Here is an 18,577-nt window from a genome sequence, read left to right on the forward strand (position 1 = left end):
CGCCGACCCTCTGCTTGTAAGGCAGATGCTCTGAACCAACTGAGCTAAACTCCCTTGTCCCTGTTTCGATTGGGAGTGCAAAGATAAGGGCTGGATCTTTTCTGCCAAAAAAAAAAGAGGATTTTTTTAAAAAATTTTGATCGGGCCGGGGAGGCGGCACCTCAGCTCCCGTACCGGTTTCCTGCTTGGCGAATCGGCTTATCGGTCATCAGCCATCGGCAGTGACGTCGTATCGCAAAGGACGCAAGGGAAGCGCCAGGTGCGCTAAGAATTTAGAACGCTTACGGTGCTGAGGCAGAGCACAACATGGTCGTTTCCTTTGTTATCGCAGAAAATTCAGACTGGTTTTTTAATAGAGATTTCCCAATGCTAAATAGTACTGCCCTTTATTGCCCTGAAAAGATCTTTTTTGTATGTAGCGCTGACAGGAAAATAGTGATCGCCAATACACACCTGCTGTGTTTCGATCTTTGTGATAAAATTCAGATTGACAATATACGAGTGATGAATCCGTATAAAATTGGCGGGAAGAAGCAAAGCCAGCTCTTTCATACGACGGTAATAAAAGTGTTTGGACTGTGCTGTATGCAGTATCGCATACTCTTTCGATGCCTCGACATAAATCACTTCGGTAAAGTCGATCTTCAGCATTTCCTGCCCCGTTTTTATGAAGAAATATTGAGGCGTGGCAGGTGTTTCTTCCGTCCTTAACTTCCTGTTCTGCAGGAAAGCAATTGCCTTTTCCACAGAAGTTTTGAACCGATTAAGGCTGATGGGTTTTAAAAGGTAGTCAATGGCGTTATAATCGTAGCTGATAACGGCATACTCAGCATAGGCAGTCGTAAAGATGATGCCTGTATTGCCGTTAATTTGCGCTGCCAGATCAATACCGGAAATGCCGGGCATATTAATGTCAAGAAAAGCAATGTCAGGATTGTATTGCTCTATAGCCTCCAATGCTTGTTTTGAATTGGAGCAATGTGCCTTTACTTCCAATGCTGATATACTAGCCGCATACTCACTTAAAAGTTTTACACCATTAGGCTCATCATCTACTATAATGCAGGTTATTTTCAAGCAGCAGGAATTTTTAAAACTGAATAGTAATAGCCGTTTATGCTTTCTGTTGTTAAGCTATAATTAGTGGGGAAAAGAATATTCAGTCTTTCCCTTAAGTTATCCAGGCCGGTGCTGTTCTCGTTCGATGCATTGTGCAGGTGCAACCTGTTCTTCGTTTTAAATATGATAAACCCATTATCTGTCTTCAGTTCCAATTCTATCTGGTTCGATCCTTCTAACTTATCAATACCGTGCTTAAATACATTCTCAACAAGTGGTACCAGCAGCATGGGAGGAATATTGGCAGAAGCAGTTTCTTCTGCCGTGAAAGATATCTGGAGGCTATCATCAAACCGTATTTGTTCCAGCATAACATAATTCCGGATAAATTCAACTTCATGCCTCAAGTCGATTCTTTCCTTCGAGGTAATATGCAGAAAGAATCGCATCATATCTGATAGTTTTTCTATTAATAATGCGCCTTTAGGGCTTTCTTTATATACTTCGTAATAAATATTATTCAGCGCATTGAATAAAAAGTGAGGATGCAGCTGTGCTTTGAGCAGTTTCAATTCCGTAAGCAATTGCCTGTTTTCAAGTTCAGCTTGTTTTGACCTGAGTAGTGCGGCTTCCTTTGCGCCTTTCAGTAATATGGCTATCAGCAATGCCAGGCTGTTGGTCGTTATGATGTATGACAGGTGTGAACGGCCTGCAGAAAAGAATGTATTTCCACTGAACACGGTTTTAAAAAAGACCAGTTCTGTTAAAAGCCTTGGAAAGGACATTACGGCGAGGAAGAGAAGTGCAATGAGTGCAAAGAGTAATTTTCGATTTTTATGGTAATACCGGGGATAAAGCCAAAGAGAATAAGTGTAAACGATCGCAGTAAAGAACAGGAAGGCTGAAGTCGAGATGCTTACGGCATAAGCAAGGTTTCCCAGCCTTTGGGTCAGGTAGAAACTAAACAAAACGTAGGCAAAGAGCCAGCAGACAACTTCAATAAAAATATGCCTGTGTTTCACAAAACGTTTTGTCTGCAATGTACTCATTTGATGTTTTAAATGCTTCTTTCGCCCTCAAAAATACCATCTTATTTGCCGGGAAAATCCGGGCTTTACCCGAGTTATTGAATAGAACCGGGGAGTTGTTGAATTACGGATTCGTGGTGAATTTTCCAGCCTAAATTACGCTGTACTATTCACAGCAATTGTTTCAAATTCCTGATTTACTATTCAACAACAAAAAGATGCGGAAGCTAATACTGTATGTATGTCTGCTGTTTCCCGGTATGGCGTATACCCAGAAGGTATCATCAGATGAACAACTGATCAGGGAAACGCTTTGGCGTTACCTCAACGGAAGAAATAATGGCGATACGGCGCTGCTTGCAAGTGCTTTTCATCCCACGGCGGAACTGCGTTATATGAAAAACGATAGTGAATATACCATCTGGCCGGTAAAGGATTATGTAAATGGTTCTAAACAAGGTATAAAGGCCAACTGTATCTCCCGTATTATATCCATTGATATTCTGGGCACAGCCGCGCAGGCCAAAATTGAGTTGGAATATCCGCACCGGAAATTAGCTGATTACATCAATTTGCTGAAGATGGGGGATCAATGGCTGATAGCGATAAAAACTTTCTCTGGACAGCGTATTGACAGCACCCGGCGCATCCTTTTTGTACTTACCAGCCATGAAGAGATGGGAAATACCGGACGTAAAACCGGTCTGCATCTTGGCGAAGTAAGCCATGCGTATAAGCCTTTAGCAGAAGCAGGATTTGAAATAGATTTTGTGAGCCCGAAAGGCGGGAGCACCCGTATGTACGGGGCGGATATGAATGATGCTGCCAGCTTGTGGTTTGTTCAAAACCCGACCGCATACTATCGTTTTACACATGCGGCAAAACCGGAGGAGATCAACCCATCTGTATATACAGCCATTTATTTTGTCGGTGGCCACGGCTCCATGTGGGATTTTCCCGGTAATGCGGCTCTAATGAATATTACCCGTTCAATTTATGAACGAAAAGGTATTGTTGCGGCGGTATGTCACGGTCCTGCCGGACTGGTAGATGTTAAGCTAAGCAATGGCGAGTACCTGGTAAAAGGAAAACAGTTGACCGCCTTTGCCAATAGTGAGGAGAAAGAAGGGGGCAATGAAACAATCGTTCCCTTTCTGCTGCAATCAAGACTAACTGAAAGAGGTGCTTTGTTTAAGGCAGCAGCCAATTGGCAGGCTAATGTAATTACCGACGGAAGGTTGATCACCGGGCAAAATCCGGCTTCGGCAAAAGGGATTGCATTAGAAATAATAAAGCTAATAAATCAATGACAATGATAAACAGATCCAGCGGCGGGAGATTTCTTGAACAGGTCTTTAAAAATCATTAGTGGTAGATCGAATTTGATGGTCTGCCAGCTGAACCGATGCTTTTGTAAGCCGGGTTTTGACGATAGAAGAAAAATTGTTTAGAGAGAGCAGGAAGCTGGCATCTACACCCGCAGCATTCCTCTGAACCCTCTCACTGCATAATACGAAGAAGCTCCATTATGATACACAAACACCGTATCGTATCTCCTGTCGCAAAATAATGCCCCATCCAGCTTTCTGATCTTCTCCGGTGTTTTGATCCAGCTGGAGGTTTTCAGGTCAAAAGCACCGAGCGTTTGCAACTCACGGTATTCGTCTTCGTTTAGTATTTCGATGCCGATCTCTTCGGCCATGTCCACTGCACTGTTGGCTGGTTTATGTTCCTTACGTGAATCCAGGGCTTCGCGGTCATAACAAACACTTCTTCTTTCTTTTGGAGTTTCCGGTGAACAGTCGAAGAAGAGGTATTCATCCGTTTTTTTATCATAGCCTACAACATCAGGCTCGCCGCCGGTCATTTCCATTTCGTTGAGCGACCATAATTTCTCCGGATTTCCTTCAAGCTTTGCCTGCACTTTACTCCACTCTATTCCTTTATGCCGGGTCTTGTATTTTTCGAAGCGGGTGCTGAGTATATTGATCAATTCCGCTGCCTGAGATGCAGGTAACTTTTTTTGAGAAGATTTTTTCGTCGCCATAAAGTTTTGTTTAGAATGGGTTATTGATGTCAGGTTGCAGGATCGTGGGCCAGTTGACCGGCTCAATCGTTCAATCCTTTCCCGTCCATGATCAGCGGGATGTATTTTTCTATCCTGTCTTCTCTTGTTTTTTGCTGTTTTGCTGAAGAGAAATAGAGCAGGTAAGCACGCTGTCTTCCCGGGGTAAGTGCTTCAAATGCTTTCTTCAATGCTGCTTTTTTATTCAGCCGTTTTTGAAATTCTTCGGGGATGCTGTATTCGGATGTTTTTTTCAAGGTGACTTTCAGACCCGCATTCTCCACTTCGATAGCTTCATATATATATGCCTTCAGGTTGCGCTGTTGCTTTACGATCTCTTTCAGATCGGTGAAGCGCATCTGACGGGCTGATTGCACATTTTGCGATTGCTGTATCAGCAGTCCTTTAGGATCATTCAGCAATGCGCCTTTGAAGAACAGGACAGCACAATATTCCTTGAAGGAATGTATCAGAACGAGGTTCGTATTGTTATGCGTATAACAGGGGCATCCCCATTTTAATTCTTCAGTTAGTCCACAGTCGAGAATGATACTTCTCAATTGCTCTACTTCCTTTTTCCAGGTAGTGGCTTTGTCAAAAAAGAAATCGACTTTGGGATTCATACCAATTGTTTATTTAACTGAAACGATCTTTCTGTTCAGGGGACGGAAATACCAGGATAATGCAGTCAGGACGATCAACAACAGACACGGCAGTATGTCTTTCACCGGATTGCCAGCGGCTATATGGGAGAAAGCAGCGCCGGACATCATAAAAAAGAATCCTGTGTATGCCCATTCTTTTAATAATGGAAATTTAGGAATAAGAACGACAATTATCCCAAGAATTTTACACACACCGAGAAAGGGGATGAGGTAGGAGGGATAGCCGAGTTTTTCTATGAATTCAGTTTCTTCTTTCAGTTGAAGTACCTGGACTATGCCGGTCGACACCATACCTAAAGCCAGCCAGCCGGTGGCGATCCAATAGATGATCCTGTTTCTTTTTGACATATGGTTGTGTTTATGGTTGACTATCGAGGGACGGACGGGGTGAGCCGGGCCTGAGGTTTGACTGGTGTGGGAGTATCGCAAAGGGCGAAAGGATCGCAGAGTACGCAAAGAAATCAATCTTTCATAGCGAAGCCCTTGCGTTGTTTGCGGACCTGCACGCACTTTGGGTTACTCCTGCACTGCTATGGTCATGCCTTGACAGCTGAGGTGAGTACCCTGATCATCTATCGGATGAACTGAGCCTGTACTTCCTGTAAGCGGTCGTGCGCCATATTGATCCCATAAGCGAACGGCAGTTTGAGCATTTCATCGCGGAGTGCCGGTGTTTTGTATACAGTGTGGATATTGAGCCTGCTTGTCTCTTCTGTCAGTTTTTCGAATTCGAGGAACTCCAGTTGAACATCAAATCCGGCATTCAGCATTTCAAAGGTCCGGATGATCTTCTGACCGGGAATGAATTCATGGATCGTTCCATGCGCCTGGAAGACGACATTGCCTTTGGCATCTGATGTTTCAAACTGCCAGCTTCCATGTTGCTTGTTTTCGAGCTTGATCACTTTTGTACCCATCCATTGCGATACGATCTCAGGGTCTTCGTAAGCTTTGAACAGCAGCTCAACCGGCAGGTCGAACTCTCTCGTGATCGTAAGATATTGTTTGCCTTCTTCAGCAATCACTTTTGTCTTTCTTTCCATATAGCGTTATTTCTTTGTTTTATATTTCTTCATGATGCTTTCCAGCTTGTTGAAGCGGTCATCCCACATGGTCCGGAAAGGCTCAATAAAGTCTGCGATCTCTTTCATCTTTTTGGGATTGAAGTGATAGTAGATCTCGCGGCCATTCTGCTCCTGTTTCAGCAGTTCACATTCAGTCAGGATCTGAATATGCTTGGAGATCGTTTGCCTGGAGGAGTCGAACTGTTCAGCAATGGCACCCGGGGTCATTGCCTGGATGGCGACGAGGGTAAGGATCGCCCTCCTGGTCGGGTCGGCTATTGCCTGGAAAACGTCTCTTCTTAAATCCATATTGCAGTCATTTGACTGCGAATATACGTGCAGTTATTTGGCTGCGCAAATTTTTCTTTTCTATGCTTTGCTTTCAGGCTGGATGTAAAGAGCGGGAGCTTATAGGAAGTTGAGGAGGAAATTCACGACATCGTGAGAAACATTCAGGGGCTAACAACAAGGAGAATTATTCTTGAATTTATTGGTAAGTGTTTTCTATTAGGTGTGCTTAGGTCGCATTTTATTTTCACTAAGTGTTAATCATCAAAAAAATATCCATCATTATTTTCATTGGTAACATTACTATTTTTTGATTGGGTATTTTTTCTTTTTTATTCATCAGGAAGAATTTTTTTTCATCGATTACGTTATGAAACTGGAAAAAATTTTCAATTTAGCAGAACGAACCAAAACAACCACCTCATGAATTTTCACAGCAGCTTTCGCAAGCCCTACCAGCCCGAAGCAGTTTCTTCTCTCTCTCTTTTCACTTTTTATTATTGTACCCATTTAACTTGTTCTACTGGCTAAGGCTGGTTTGAAAGCCTTTTATTACTACGAATAAAAGCAAGTTAATTTCCATTTTCCAGTATTAGCAGAGTGTGCTGAATAGCTAAGTGATATTGCCTGCCTTTAATAATTTGGGCCAATAACGGGTGAGATGTGTGCTGACGTGTCAGTACTATTGAATCCATATACAATATTCTATGACCAACATTTTTTTAAACAGATCAGCATCGCTGATCTCTTCTAAGGTACTGCCTGCAGTATTGTTTCTATTAGCCGGCGGCTTTCACGCCTATTCCCAGGTGCAGGCTGAAGTTCAGGCCTCTTCCAAAGTAATTGTTGATGATGGTTATGATCATGCAGAGATTGCAGTAACGCAATGGGGTGGTTCGCATGGCCTTTTCTTCGGATCGAAGATCAATTATAAAGGTAGCGACCATCTTTGGGGTAACGGAAATGCGGAATACGCGCAGCCTTCAGGACAGTATGGATATGGTGCATTTTCACTGGGCTATATAGCTAACGGCGGAACATTTGGGTTTTATGATGGAGGTATGTCGACCGGTATTAATCAGCCTATCAATTGGAATCCTGTGATGATCTTTAATCGTGGTGGAAATGTTGGTATTGCAACAGGTACTCCTGAAGCACGCCTGCATGTAAATGGTGAGATAAAAGGAAATACGTACCTCAGAGTCGGATCGATGCCATCAAATCCGAACGGACAGTTCCGGGTTTTGGGACAAGACGTGATTGGTGCTGTTACTGCTGAATCAAATCGCGTTGCGTATGTAGGTGTAAGTGGTGGTTATTTTGGGGTATCCGCTTATGATTATGGTGCTAACCGGGATCTGCCTCTGTCTGTTAATTATGGTTCGGACAATACCTATATTAATAGAAACGGTGGCAACGTAGGTATAGGCACAACTACTCCGACATATAAACTATCTGTTAACGGAGATATCGGTGCAAAAAAGGTAAAGGTGACTCAATCGGGGTGGGCTGATCATGTATTTGAGAAAGATTATACTTTACCGACGTTGGCAGAAGTTGAACAATTTATCCAACAGCATAAGCACTTGCCAGGAATTCCTTCTGCAAAAGAAGTTGAAAAGAATGGTGTAGATCTCGGAGATACGCAGGTTTTACTTCTCCAGAAGATCGAAGAGCTTACATTATATACAATCCAGTTACAGAAACAGGTAGAAGAACTGAGGAAAGAGAATGTTGAGATAAAAAAGTCTGTTTCAAAACAAAAGATTAAATAGCAGATCAGCATTAATTTATTATTCTTAGAAAAAACCAAACCATCAATCGCATGAGAATCGCTACTCAATTGCACAGTCACATCCGTGATGCTGCATTGTTTCAGGGGAAAGATGATGCATCGGAAAATGAATTTATATCCGGAGGCAGTTTCCAGTAAACTATTTCTCATAAAGAAATGACTTGTTGTGGTAAACAACAGGTGCATCCTGTTTTGCAAAACAAAACATGGTTGATGGAATTGGTATGTCATCGCAGATCCATAGGAGAATCATATTTAAAGGTTTCCAGTTCTTATGAAAAAACTAAACATTGTAATCTCTTTACTGCTTCTTGTTTCAGCCGCATGTTCAGCGAATGGATTTACTGATTCAACGAAGGCAAAAGCAGTGAATCCGGGAGAAGTCGCATTCAGGTCTTTCCCATCGATCGATCAGGCTGTTCGTGAATTCACTTTTCAGCCTGAAAGTGGTTTTCCTCAATCATTTTTTGATGAGGTGAATGGTGATCCCAAATCGGAGGAGTTGAAGTCAAAGGCCAGGGCAAGTCTTGCTGAAGTAGAAAGTGCTAACAGCTTTGTAGACATCCTGACTCCATCGGATCTGAATCAGTTACCGATCGGTATGAAAAAGAAAGTTGGTAATTCGGTTCTGACGATCGCTGTAAGCAGTGCAGTTTTTACTTCGAGATATGCGGAGTTGACTGTGTTTGCAAAGCTTACAATTCCGCAGGAGCCCAAAGAGATCTATTTCGGGATAACGGGTTTGAAATTATCCAAGCGCGGAGGGATTATCGGTGCGGGCAAACTCGCCTTGCTGGGTAACCTGAATGTTCCGATCAATAATGGCAATGCCGCACTGGTATTGAAGGGCGGTTTTGACACACAAACCGGATTGCCGCTGGATCAAACGTATTTGTCCATCGACTGTAATGGTTTCAAAGAGCTGAAGATATCCGCAGATGTGCAGTTTCCCCGTTCTTTATTTATACCGGTTGATAATAACGGACAGGTGATCGCGAGCGGATTTGTAAAAGGTTCATTTGCCACACTGGTGAGCGACTGGAATAATATCCTGGCGGACGTGAGTTTTGCAAACAAGTTCCAGATCGCCAATCTCAAGGGAATTGATATCGGGATATCCAATGCCATTTTTGATTTCAGTGACACACAGAATGGCAATGTGGTGTATCCGGCAGGCTACCGGGAAAAATATGTAAGCCAGACCAACCCTGAGACATGGCGCGGGATCTATGCAAAAGATATTACAGTGACGCTTCCGAATGCTTTTAAAGACAAATCAACGGGGCAGAAGATCACGTTCGGTGTGAATGATCTGCTGATCGATAACAATGGAGTTTCTGGTAAGTTCTATGCAGAGAACATATTGAACTTTCAAAAGGGCAGCGCATCCGGCTGGCCTCTTTCAGTTGATAGCATTCGCATCGGCATCGAAGCAAACAGTCTGAGGAGTGCAGGATTCGGTGGAAGCATCGGTTTGCCCATTTCTCAAAGTGAAAACTCCCGTAAGCTTGGTTATTCTGCTTACATCTCTGCGAGTGGCGACTATGTTTGTTCTGTCCGTTCAAAAGATACGCTTGGTTTTGATTTTCTTCAGGCGAGAACAACCTTGCTCCCGAACTCATATGTGTTGTTAAAGGGAAACAGTGATCAGCTTGAAGCAGAGGCGATGCTGAATGGGTATATGAACATTGGATTGAAGAGGATGAATGCGGCGGATGCGGAAGCAACGGGCAATCAGAAAGGAGAATTCAAGGATATTGAATTTCAGCAACTGCATCTTAAGTCAACTGCTCCATATATAAGCATCGGGCATTTTGGCTATAATGGCGCGGTGAAACTTGCAAACTTCCCTGTGTTTGTGGATAATATCAATCTTACGGCACAGAATAGCGAAGCGAGATTGGGTTTCAATGTAAACCTGAATCTTCAAAATGGTAAGATCACCGGTAGCACGGGTGTTACGCTCGTTGCAAAAATGAATCCGCAAACGGAAGATCACTGGAAGTTTGATAAAGTGGAAGTGAATGAAGTAGCTATCAATGCTGATTTTGGTGCATTTCAACTGGAGGGGCATGTTCAGTTCATGAACAACGATCCTGTATTTAACGATGGTTTCCGTGGGTCACTGGCTGTTAAAATGCCGACCCTGAACGGTCTGGAAATAAATGCTGCTGCCGTTTTCGGCAGTGGCAATTACCGTTATTGGTTCTTCGATGCGATGACAAAAATACCAGGTGGTATACCGGTTGCTCCGGCTGTTGTGGTAAACGGCATTGGCGGTGGTGCATTCTATAATATGAAACGTGTTAGTGGAAACACTGCACAATTACCAACCGCGTATGACTATGTGCCCGACAACACGGCGGGGTTAGGTTTGCGTGCTTCGCTGCTGTTCAGCGCCGTAAAGGAAGATGTGGCAAAAGGGAGAGCTTCTCTTGAGATCGGTTTCAACAGTGGCGGGGGCCTGCGCTATATGGGCATTTATGGCTATATGCATCTGCTTAGTTCAGATCTGTTCAATCCTGCTTCAGGATTGCTGACAGAACTGAAACAGGATCTTGATAACATCGAGCAGAAGTTAAATGCTTCGCCGTTAACAGATGCAATGATCGCAACAAAAATGTATCAGCCAACAGAGGCTGCCAAAACAACGATCACACCTGTTTCAGGGAAGACGCCTGGTACAAGCGGTTTATCTGCTTATGTAGGGATCATGTGTGATTTTCAGAACAGTACATTTTCCGCCAACTTCGATGTATACCTGAATGTCGGTGGCGGTGTATTGAAAGGTATTGGAGCGAATAACCGTGCCGGCGGAGCTGTATTTTATATTGGACCGGATAAATGGTTCCTGCATGCAGGAACTCCTACGAACAGGATGGGTGTACAGATCGGTGTAGGACCGCTTAATATCCGTACTACTTCTTATTTCATGATCGGGCATGATATTCCGGCATTCCCGGGAGCTCCGCAGGAAGTTACCTCCCTGTTGAAAGATGGCCAGGTCTATCAGAATAATATCAATCCATTCCAGTTGCAATTGGGGCAGGGGATGGCATTTGGCGCAAGCGTATCTGTTAATACAGGCGACATGCGTCTCCTGTTCCTCTATGCAAAATTCCAGGCTGGGATTGGTTTCGATGTGATGTTTACAAAAGGGTTAATGTGTCCGAACAGGTCTGAGATCGGGATCAATGGATGGTATGCCCAGGGCCAGGCCTATGCTTACCTCGCAGGTGAAGCCGGTGTGCAGATCAAGCTTGGGTTCATCAAAAAAAAGATCAAGATCATCAAAGGTTCCGCTGCCTGCCTGCTCCAGGCGAAGCTGCCAAACCCGACATGGGTTGGCGGAGAATTCATGATCAGGGTAGAAGTGCTCGGAGGGCTGATCAGGGCAAACCTTGGTCTGAAGATGAGCTTTGGTGAGCAATGCCAGCTGGAAAGCACCAATGAAGGCGGTTCTGACTACGATAACTTTAAGATCGTAAGTTCGATCACGCCTGCACCGAATGCAACAAAGGTAACGGTGATCGCACGTCCGCAAGTAAACTTCGTGATCAAGCCCGGTAAGCTGTTTGAATTGTATACAGATGAGGGCGAGGAAAGGTTGATGCCTAAAATGGAATATGCTCAGCTGATCGATTCGATCACGGGTCAGGTGGTTGAAACAAGCCTGAAATATTCAAGCGATACGTCGTCTGTTACACTGATCCCTTCTTCTATTCTGAAAGCGAATACGAAGTATAAGGTGAAAGCGTACTTCACTTACCAGCAGTTCAAAAATGGCATCTGGTCGGTGCTCTCTGAAAATGGAACAAAGGTGGATGAGCTGGATGAGCAATCGTTCACTACGGGTAATGAAATTGATACGATTCCCAACAGTGCCATCGTGCATATGTATCCCTTCCACGGGCAGCATTACTATTTTTATGGAGAGAATGTGCCGGGTAATGTGAACATGGATCAGAATTATTCAAACTTCGGTGTGTATGATAACTGGAAAGTTTATTTCCGAAATCAGCAGGGACAAACGATAGACAGTACAGGAGCAAGTTTTGGCGGAAATAAATTCACATTTACGAGATCGGATAAACTCCAGCCGGAGTCGAACTATACGTACGAGATGTGGGGATTCAAAAATGACGGATCGAAGATCATGACAAAACCGGTGATCAAAGTGGCGTTCCGTACAAGTAAGTTTGCAACGCTTGCTGCGAAGATCCAGTCGTTGAATGTTACACAGGGTGTGATCGGACGTCTATCTTCAGACGTGATCAACCTGCAGGCGGATCTGCAGCCGTTCGAGCCATTCGATATACAGGAGTTGGATAGCACGACCTACGCAAGCAGCGCGCTGATCATAGGAACAGCGGACGTGGCGAATGATCCGTTCTATACGCAGACCATTCAGCCACTGATCTATCCGACGGTTCCGTTCACAGCGCCGTATTCTGTAAGCAATGCTACACCGCATGCGTTCCCGATCACCAGGACGGGTAAGCTTGCGCAGATCGGGGTGCCTCCGATCCATGCGATCACGCCATTGGACTTTTACATTGAAAGAATGGGCGTGTCTCAGTATGACGAGTTTATTTCGAGAAGGTTCCCTTTTGCTTACGACCTGCCGAAGTTCTACAACCAGGATATGCGTAGCCTGCAGGCTCAGATGCTGAATCATTATCTGAATATTTATACGCCACCGCCAACCAATCCTCATCCTGTCAGAGATTGCGGATATGTAGATCCGTATGATCCGTACGGATACAATAACTACGGATATAACCAGTCGTTATACTTTGAGTGTTCAGGCGATGGGTATAATGAGGATCTGAGCGAAGCGCAATTGTCGCAGATCCCGGGCGAGGTGTACAACATCATTGCCAGTCCATTCCCATTCCTCCGTAAGGGGAACTATCCGGTGATCTTTAAGCTAAATCTTCCGGGCAACCCTGCGGGCGCAAGTAGTGCAGTGTTCATTTATAAAAATCCAATTGACTAGAAAGCCATGAAAGTATTACTGTCTATCTTATTTACGGGTATGATGCTGCCTGCATTGGCATGGCAGCAACCGAAAACGAATAAAGTGGTAAAGCCAGCTGCTCCCCCGCCTCAGCAGTTACCTGCAAAGAAGGTGTTGATGGCCGGTCGTGCCCTTAAAGACAGGATATTATTGCGTTGGGCTCCGGATGATCCCAATGCATGGAAGCTGTGTAATAAATATGGTTATGCGATAGAGCGATATACTGTTGCACGTGACGGGAAGGCACTGCCAAAGCCAGAGCTGCTGAAAGGTGATGGGATCATCAGGCCGCAGGAGCTGGAAAAATGGGATTCAGTAATGCTGGAAAGAGATGACTATGCTGCAGTGATCGCACAAGCTATTTATGGGGAAACTTTCGGAATGGAGATGGGAGAGCAGGGCGCGCAGAACATCCTGATCCAGGCAGGTGAGCTTGAGCAGCGCTATACCATGGCATTATACGGGGCAGATCACAGTTTCCGCGCAGCAAGAATGGCCGGGCTTGGCTGGCTTGATGCGAAAGTAAAACCCAATGAAGCGTATTTCTACAGGATCAGGTCTCTTGTTCCACCAGCTATCATGAACATCGAGCCGGCAGTGGTATATATCAGTCTGAAAGATCACTACCCGCTTCCGGCTCCGCGTCTCAGCAAGGTTGATTTTGGAGATAAGATCGCATCAGTTCGCTGGAATTTCAAAACACAGCGCACCTTGTATAATTCGTATTATGTTGAACGTTCTGAGAATGGAAAGGATTTTAAGAGCATCACTGATAAGCCATATACCAATATGACGGCAGATGATGCAAAGGATGCTGAGATGCTTACTTATTTCGATACGCTACAGCATAACGACAAAAAATACTATTACCGGATCCGTGGTGTATCAGCCTTTGGTGAAGTGGGTGAACCTTCTAATGTGATCGCCGGCAGTGGGCTAAAATCTTCAGGTGTTAATCCTTTTATCACAAAAGCACTTCCATCCAAAAAAGGATATACTGTTTATTGGGATTTCCCGGATTCATTGAATGACGCGATCGTGAAGTTTTCGCTCAGCCAGGCTTCTTCAATGAACAGCACATATGCTTCGCTGATCGATTCAATTCCGGTGGGAAAACGTTCGTTCGAATTTGATCCTGGTATTGTTTCCTATGTGCAGGTAGAAGTGCTGGAAAGAGGCGGAGAGATCCGAAGGTCTTATCCGTTCATGGTGCAGCCGGAAGATTCTGTTCCGCCGTCTGTTCCGATTGCATTAAAAGGCAGGATCGACAGTACTGGGCGAGTGTATCTCGACTGGAGCCGTAATGCGGAGAAAGACCTGATGGGGTACATGATCTACAGGTCCTCTTCACTTAATAATGAATTTTCACTGGTTCAGGATACTGCATGGAAGGGGAATTCATTCATTGATTCCATCAGTGTGAACAGCCTGAACCGGGAGATCTACTATGCAGTGGCGGCGGTTGACAGGAGATATAACCAATCGAAATATTGTCAGCCTTTATTGCTGCTCAAGCCGGATGTAATACCGCCGTCAGATGCCGTGATCGCTGGCTATGAATTGAATGATCATGGGATCAGGATCCGGATCACGCCAAGTTCCTCGAAAGATGTGGTGAAGCACGTGATCTATCGGAAGAACATAAATGGAATGAATCAGTGGGAGAAAATAAAGGACACCATGTCTTCTGCAAAGGAGATCAGTTATATGGATAGTATCAAAGCGGGCGGAAATTATGCGTATACAGTGATAGCGGTCGATAGCAGTTCGCTTGAGTCGCAACCTGCACAACCCCTCACTGTTTACATTCCTGTGAAAGTAAGAGGGAAGATCAATGAGCTGAAGCTGGGTGTGGACAGGCAGTTACGTGAGATCGCTGTTGAATGGTCTGCCATGGCCGAGAATGGCATGATCAAATCTTTTGAGCTTTACCGGGGCGGAGACAAGCAGAAAATTTCATTGTATAAAGTGATCGACAACAGGACAGCGACTTCATTTGCCGATAAAGATCTTCTTGTCAACACAAAATATACATACGGGATAAGAGCGGTGTTCAGTGATGGAGGTTATTCTGATATGCAGGTTAAGACGGTCGTTTATTAAAATAATTGAATCCGGAACTATGAAAAAAATAATCTTATTATTCTGCCTCCTGATGTGTTCGGCGGCTTCGTTGCTGGCACAGATCAAGCCTGCGCAGAGTATTGTCGTAGTTGAAAGGTTGACCTATACGCCTAATCAGCAAGGTATTTCGAATATAAAGCTGTCTCTCAATTATAAAAAAACGGACAATTCTTCCGTTCGTTCCCTCAATATGTTTGGGACCGGCCGAAAGGTGGATAGTTTTTTCGTAGTGGAAGATGCTAATAAGCCAATGAAAATTGAGATCCGGAATTCGCACAGTTATAGTTACACATGGTGTCCCGGAGATCCGCCACCAGGTCCGATAGAGGTAAGCAGATCAGGGGGCTCGGATACTGCAAGAGGCTCAGCGGCGAGAGAAACGCCGGTTGTAAATAATATTCCGCCACCCGGCGATGACTGTGAGTATTACTATAACCCGGAGGCTTTTGATATGTATACAACGATAGATCTCCGGTATCCGTTCTTCGATACAACGATTGAGCGGTATGGGATCAATCCCATGTCGGTACGTATCCGCGTATTGCCCTGGCTTGACAATACCAATAATCTGCCGAGTCATGATTTTGTAATGCTAACTGCTACGGGCACCATCTACAATTGGGAGTTTTCTCCTTATTCATCGGAAGGTCCCTGGCAGCCGATACCATCCAATTGTTACAGAGGGTCAAACGCGGTTCAAATCTCCGGACAGGATCTGTTCGGTCAGTACTGGCAATCTTATCACAACACCGCCGTATATATCCGCGCATCCGGATCCGGGAATCCACAGGTATTGAAAATGACACACCGGATCTCTGCTCCAAAGATCCTGAGCTGGTCCGTCGTGCCGAATACATGTTGGGGCGGTTATAACGGAGGGATAAAAGTCAAGTTCAACCGCTCTCTTCTATCAAGAGAACAATTGAACCTGTTTTTAGATGATACCGCAAAATTCCGGCAGTTCTCCTCGATCAACATCAAGCCTTCGGAACTGAACGGCTTAAATGAATTTACCTGGAAGAACGAATTGCCTGCTTCTACTTACCTGCTATCAATGATAGGACGATATTTCGGAAATGAAGTAGAGGTTTCTGTCAGTTCCAGAACTGCGAATGGCCAGCCATATCTCTATCGCGCAGTAAGCTCTATTGAATTCCTGCCAGGTTTCGAATCTACCAACTCGGACAATTTTGAAACGGAATTGAGCAATGAGAATTCTTCTGTCACTTATACAGGTAACCCGCAGCACTATGCTTTTATCAAAGTGACACAACCTCCAAAAATCGAATTCCTGATCCGTGATATCCGCAACGTCTGGTGTAGAGACGGAAACAGCGGCAAGTTCAGATTATCCGCGCGGGGTGGAAGCGGAATACATACCTATCTCCTGTACAAGGGAGATAGCCTGATGACGCAAAAGAACTTTGTGCAGACGGTGGAAGATATTGTCCCGGTCGGGCCCTATGCTGACGAATGGATCGATAATCTCAAAGCGGGAACGTACTATGTGAGCGTGCGTGATAACAAAGGTTGTATGTTATATGATTCATTAGGCAACGAGCTCAGGGTTCCCGTTGTGATCACTGAACCTGCAAAGGAACTGATGTTTGACCTGCTTGAAGTGAAACCCGTTACCAGCAATGGTGCCACCAATGGAGAGATCCTGATCAACCTTGTAGGAGGAACGGTCAACCCTGCAGGATTTAAATATTCATTCGAGTGGAAAGACTCGACGTCAAATCAGACGATCCATAGCTGGACGCTGATCAACCGTGCTGACGGGATCTTCAGTGTTAAACTGGCAAACCTCCCGGGAGGAGTTTACCTGTTCAATGCATATGACAATAAATATGACTCTTCGGCTAATTATATAAGAAACGGATGTACCGTACAGGTGGCGGTGCGAATGATCAATCCATTGCCGCTGACAGCAGCGATCGTGGATAGTTTGCCGATCAGTTGTTATGGTAAAGAAGATGGGCAGCTTTTAGCTAAACCGGCAGGGGGACATCAGATAGATAGTCTTCGTTACCTGTTCAAATGGTTCAAGGTGGTAGGCGGAAATCCGGTTGATCTGAATGTGACGGATAGTGTGTTGTCTAATATCGGTGCCGGTGTGTACCAGGTGCAGATCAGGGATAAGTATGATAACACGGTAACCTCCCAGCAATATACGCTGAACCCGCCTGCGGTACTGGCAGTGAGTACTTCTGTACAATCGGCTACCTGCTATTCATCAGCGAACGGCAGTGCATGGGCAACAGCGTCCGGTGGTATCGCTCCTTACACATACAGCTGGAGCAATGGTGATAATGCAGCTATGGCAGATAGCCTTGTTGGTAACAAATACATCGTTCTTGTTCGTGATGCCCGCGGATGTGAGGCAACACAACAGGCGATCGTAACATCACCGGTGCAGGTGATAGCGAATAAAACGGTCAGCAGGATCACCTGTGCAGGTAAATGCGATGGCTCCGTGTCATTATCTGTAAGCGGTGGTCAGGCTCCTTATACCTATAGCTGGAATACAGGAGCGACGGGTACATCGATCTCTAATCTTTGCCCGGGACGTTACTGGTACACGGTGACGGACGCGAACGGATGTTTCACGAGCGACACGGTCGACTTTGTAAATCCCGCACCGATCACATTGAATGCAGGTGTGGACAGGAAGATCTGTGTTGGTCAGACGGTTCGTTTGGACGCAACGGTCGCAGGCCGCTCCGACATCCAGTACAGCTGGCAGTCATCAAACGGTTATACAAACAATACGGCGCTCGCAACGATCACACAAGCTGGTTCTTATATCGTTACCATCCAGGATTCTTTGAATTGTATCAAAAAAGATACGGTGGTGCTAACACCGGTTTCTTCAACCATACAAACAGAGTTCCTTGTTTCCACACAGACTTTTGTGCAGGAGAACGTGGTACTGCTGAATATCAGCCAGCCGATGCCGGATAGTGTTCATTGGCTCGTGCCGAATGTTTCCGGTGTCAGCGTATCAGCCCAGAACCGCGGATCCTGTGAATTGCGTTTCGCGGATTCAGGAAGGTATAATGTGACGATGCGCGCATTCTATAGCAGTGGTTGTATTGATGAAGTGACGAAGCCTGTGATCGTATCATCAAAAACAGGTCTGGCGATCCCTGGTACACAGGCGGAAGCATTCCTGAAATTCTTCCGGGTGTATCCGAACCCGAATAATGGTCAGTTCAATGCCGAGCTGCAATTCAATGCGACGACGAAAGCTAGATTGAGAATGGTGAATGTATTATCGAATGCCGTGGTGGATGACAGAGTGGTGGAGGGCGCTTCAACTTACACGATACCGTATAGCCTTGGAAGCAGCATTGTTCCTGGTACATATGTGCTCGTGATCGAGACGGCAAAAGGAAATTTTGTTCACAAAGTTGTTATACTATAAACCGGGAAAACCAGCAAAGTATCTGAAGAAGGTTCTTTAAAT

Annotated in this window: 12 protein-coding genes; 5 read left to right on the top strand and 7 right to left on the bottom strand. The window is 45.0% G+C overall.

Annotation, left to right across the window (positions count from 1 at the left end):
* Positions 1–369: 369 nt before the first annotated feature.
* Both LZZ85_RS25770 and LZZ85_RS25775 read right to left on the bottom strand, forming a co-directional pair.
* Positions 370–1,077: a LytR/AlgR family response regulator transcription factor gene (locus tag LZZ85_RS25770; protein WP_237876553.1), complete on the bottom strand. Its 708-nt coding sequence runs from the start codon at positions 1,075–1,077 to the stop codon at positions 370–372.
* Positions 1,074–2,108, bottom strand: a complete 1,035-nt coding sequence (locus LZZ85_RS25775; protein ID WP_237876555.1) for a sensor histidine kinase — start codon at positions 2,106–2,108, stop codon at positions 1,074–1,076. Before LZZ85_RS25775 ends, LZZ85_RS25770 begins: the two co-directional genes overlap by 4 nt.
* A 197-nt stretch (positions 2,109–2,305) precedes the next feature.
* On the opposite strand from LZZ85_RS25775, the gene LZZ85_RS25780 reads away from it, so the two are divergent.
* Entirely contained in the window at positions 2,306–3,397 is a 1,092-nt protein-coding gene (locus tag LZZ85_RS25780; protein WP_237876556.1) for a nuclear transport factor 2 family protein, read from the top strand.
* A 161-nt stretch (positions 3,398–3,558) separates the two neighbouring features.
* Here the strand turns inward: LZZ85_RS25780 and LZZ85_RS25785 are convergent, their stop codons facing one another.
* From LZZ85_RS25785 to LZZ85_RS25805, 5 genes are all read right to left on the bottom strand, one after another.
* Entirely contained in the window at positions 3,559–4,134 is a 576-nt protein-coding gene (locus tag LZZ85_RS25785) for a DUF4256 domain-containing protein (protein ID WP_237876557.1), read from the bottom strand.
* 62 nt (positions 4,135–4,196) lie between these two features.
* Positions 4,197–4,775, bottom strand: coding sequence for a YdeI/OmpD-associated family protein (locus LZZ85_RS25790; RefSeq protein ID WP_237876559.1), 579 nt, complete (start codon positions 4,773–4,775; stop codon positions 4,197–4,199).
* 9 nt (positions 4,776–4,784) lie between these two features.
* The gene (locus tag LZZ85_RS25795; RefSeq protein ID WP_237876560.1) at positions 4,785–5,165 is read right to left on the bottom strand and encodes a DoxX family protein; all 381 of its coding nucleotides are present in this window, start codon (positions 5,163–5,165) and stop codon (positions 4,785–4,787) included.
* A 224-nt stretch (positions 5,166–5,389) separates the two neighbouring features.
* On the bottom strand, positions 5,390–5,860 hold the full coding sequence (locus LZZ85_RS25800) for an SRPBCC domain-containing protein (protein ID WP_237876561.1): 471 nt from the start codon (positions 5,858–5,860) through the stop codon (positions 5,390–5,392).
* A 6-nt stretch (positions 5,861–5,866) separates the two neighbouring features.
* Complete coding sequence (locus tag LZZ85_RS25805; RefSeq protein ID WP_237876562.1) at positions 5,867–6,190, bottom strand: ArsR/SmtB family transcription factor; 324 nt, start codon at positions 6,188–6,190, stop codon at positions 5,867–5,869.
* Positions 6,191–6,876: 686 nt separating this feature from the next.
* Here LZZ85_RS25805 and LZZ85_RS25810 point away from each other — a divergent pair.
* The 4 genes from LZZ85_RS25810 (at position 6,877) to LZZ85_RS25825 (ending at position 18,535) form a co-directional block, all read left to right on the top strand.
* The gene (locus tag LZZ85_RS25810) at positions 6,877–7,944 is read left to right on the top strand and encodes a hypothetical protein (protein ID WP_237876564.1); all 1,068 of its coding nucleotides are present in this window, start codon (positions 6,877–6,879) and stop codon (positions 7,942–7,944) included.
* Between the two features lie 294 nt (positions 7,945–8,238).
* The gene (locus LZZ85_RS25815) at positions 8,239–12,963 is read left to right on the top strand and encodes an Ig-like domain-containing domain (protein WP_237876565.1); all 4,725 of its coding nucleotides are present in this window, start codon (positions 8,239–8,241) and stop codon (positions 12,961–12,963) included.
* A 6-nt stretch (positions 12,964–12,969) separates the two neighbouring features.
* Positions 12,970–15,087 carry a fibronectin type III domain-containing protein gene (locus LZZ85_RS25820; RefSeq protein ID WP_237876566.1) on the top strand — a complete coding sequence of 706 codons (2,118 nt, stop codon included), beginning with the start codon at positions 12,970–12,972 and terminating at the stop codon, positions 15,085–15,087.
* Between the two features lie 19 nt (positions 15,088–15,106).
* Positions 15,107–18,535: a T9SS type A sorting domain-containing protein gene (locus LZZ85_RS25825; protein WP_237876567.1), complete on the top strand. Its 3,429-nt coding sequence runs from the start codon at positions 15,107–15,109 to the stop codon at positions 18,533–18,535.
* Positions 18,536–18,577: the final 42 nt, after the last annotated feature.

Origin of the sequence: Terrimonas ginsenosidimutans, assembly GCF_022012415.1 — a bacterium.
Lineage (GTDB): Bacteria > Bacteroidota > Bacteroidia > Chitinophagales > Chitinophagaceae > Terrimonas_A > Terrimonas_A ginsenosidimutans.

Excerpts from the sequence above, each read along its gene's own strand:
- LZZ85_RS25775 (WP_237876555.1), bottom strand. The coding sequence starts at position 2,108 with ATGAGTACATTGCAGACAAAACGTTTTGTGAAACACAGGCATATTTTT.
- LZZ85_RS25790 (WP_237876559.1), bottom strand. The coding sequence starts at position 4,775 with ATGAATCCCAAAGTCGATTTCTTTTTTGACAAAGCCACTACCTGGAAA.
- LZZ85_RS25780 (WP_237876556.1), top strand. The coding sequence starts at position 2,306 with ATGCGGAAGCTAATACTGTATGTATGTCTGCTGTTTCCCGGTATGGCG.
- LZZ85_RS25820 (WP_237876566.1), top strand. The coding sequence starts at position 12,970 with ATGAAAGTATTACTGTCTATCTTATTTACGGGTATGATGCTGCCTGCA.
- LZZ85_RS25825 (WP_237876567.1), top strand. The coding sequence starts at position 15,107 with ATGAAAAAAATAATCTTATTATTCTGCCTCCTGATGTGTTCGGCGGCT.
- LZZ85_RS25795 (WP_237876560.1), bottom strand. The coding sequence starts at position 5,165 with ATGTCAAAAAGAAACAGGATCATCTATTGGATCGCCACCGGCTGGCTG.
- LZZ85_RS25810 (WP_237876564.1), top strand. The coding sequence starts at position 6,877 with ATGACCAACATTTTTTTAAACAGATCAGCATCGCTGATCTCTTCTAAG.
- LZZ85_RS25805 (WP_237876562.1), bottom strand. The coding sequence starts at position 6,190 with ATGGATTTAAGAAGAGACGTTTTCCAGGCAATAGCCGACCCGACCAGG.
- LZZ85_RS25785 (WP_237876557.1), bottom strand. The coding sequence starts at position 4,134 with ATGGCGACGAAAAAATCTTCTCAAAAAAAGTTACCTGCATCTCAGGCA.
- LZZ85_RS25800 (WP_237876561.1), bottom strand. The coding sequence starts at position 5,860 with ATGGAAAGAAAGACAAAAGTGATTGCTGAAGAAGGCAAACAATATCTT.
- LZZ85_RS25815 (WP_237876565.1), top strand. The coding sequence starts at position 8,239 with ATGAAAAAACTAAACATTGTAATCTCTTTACTGCTTCTTGTTTCAGCC.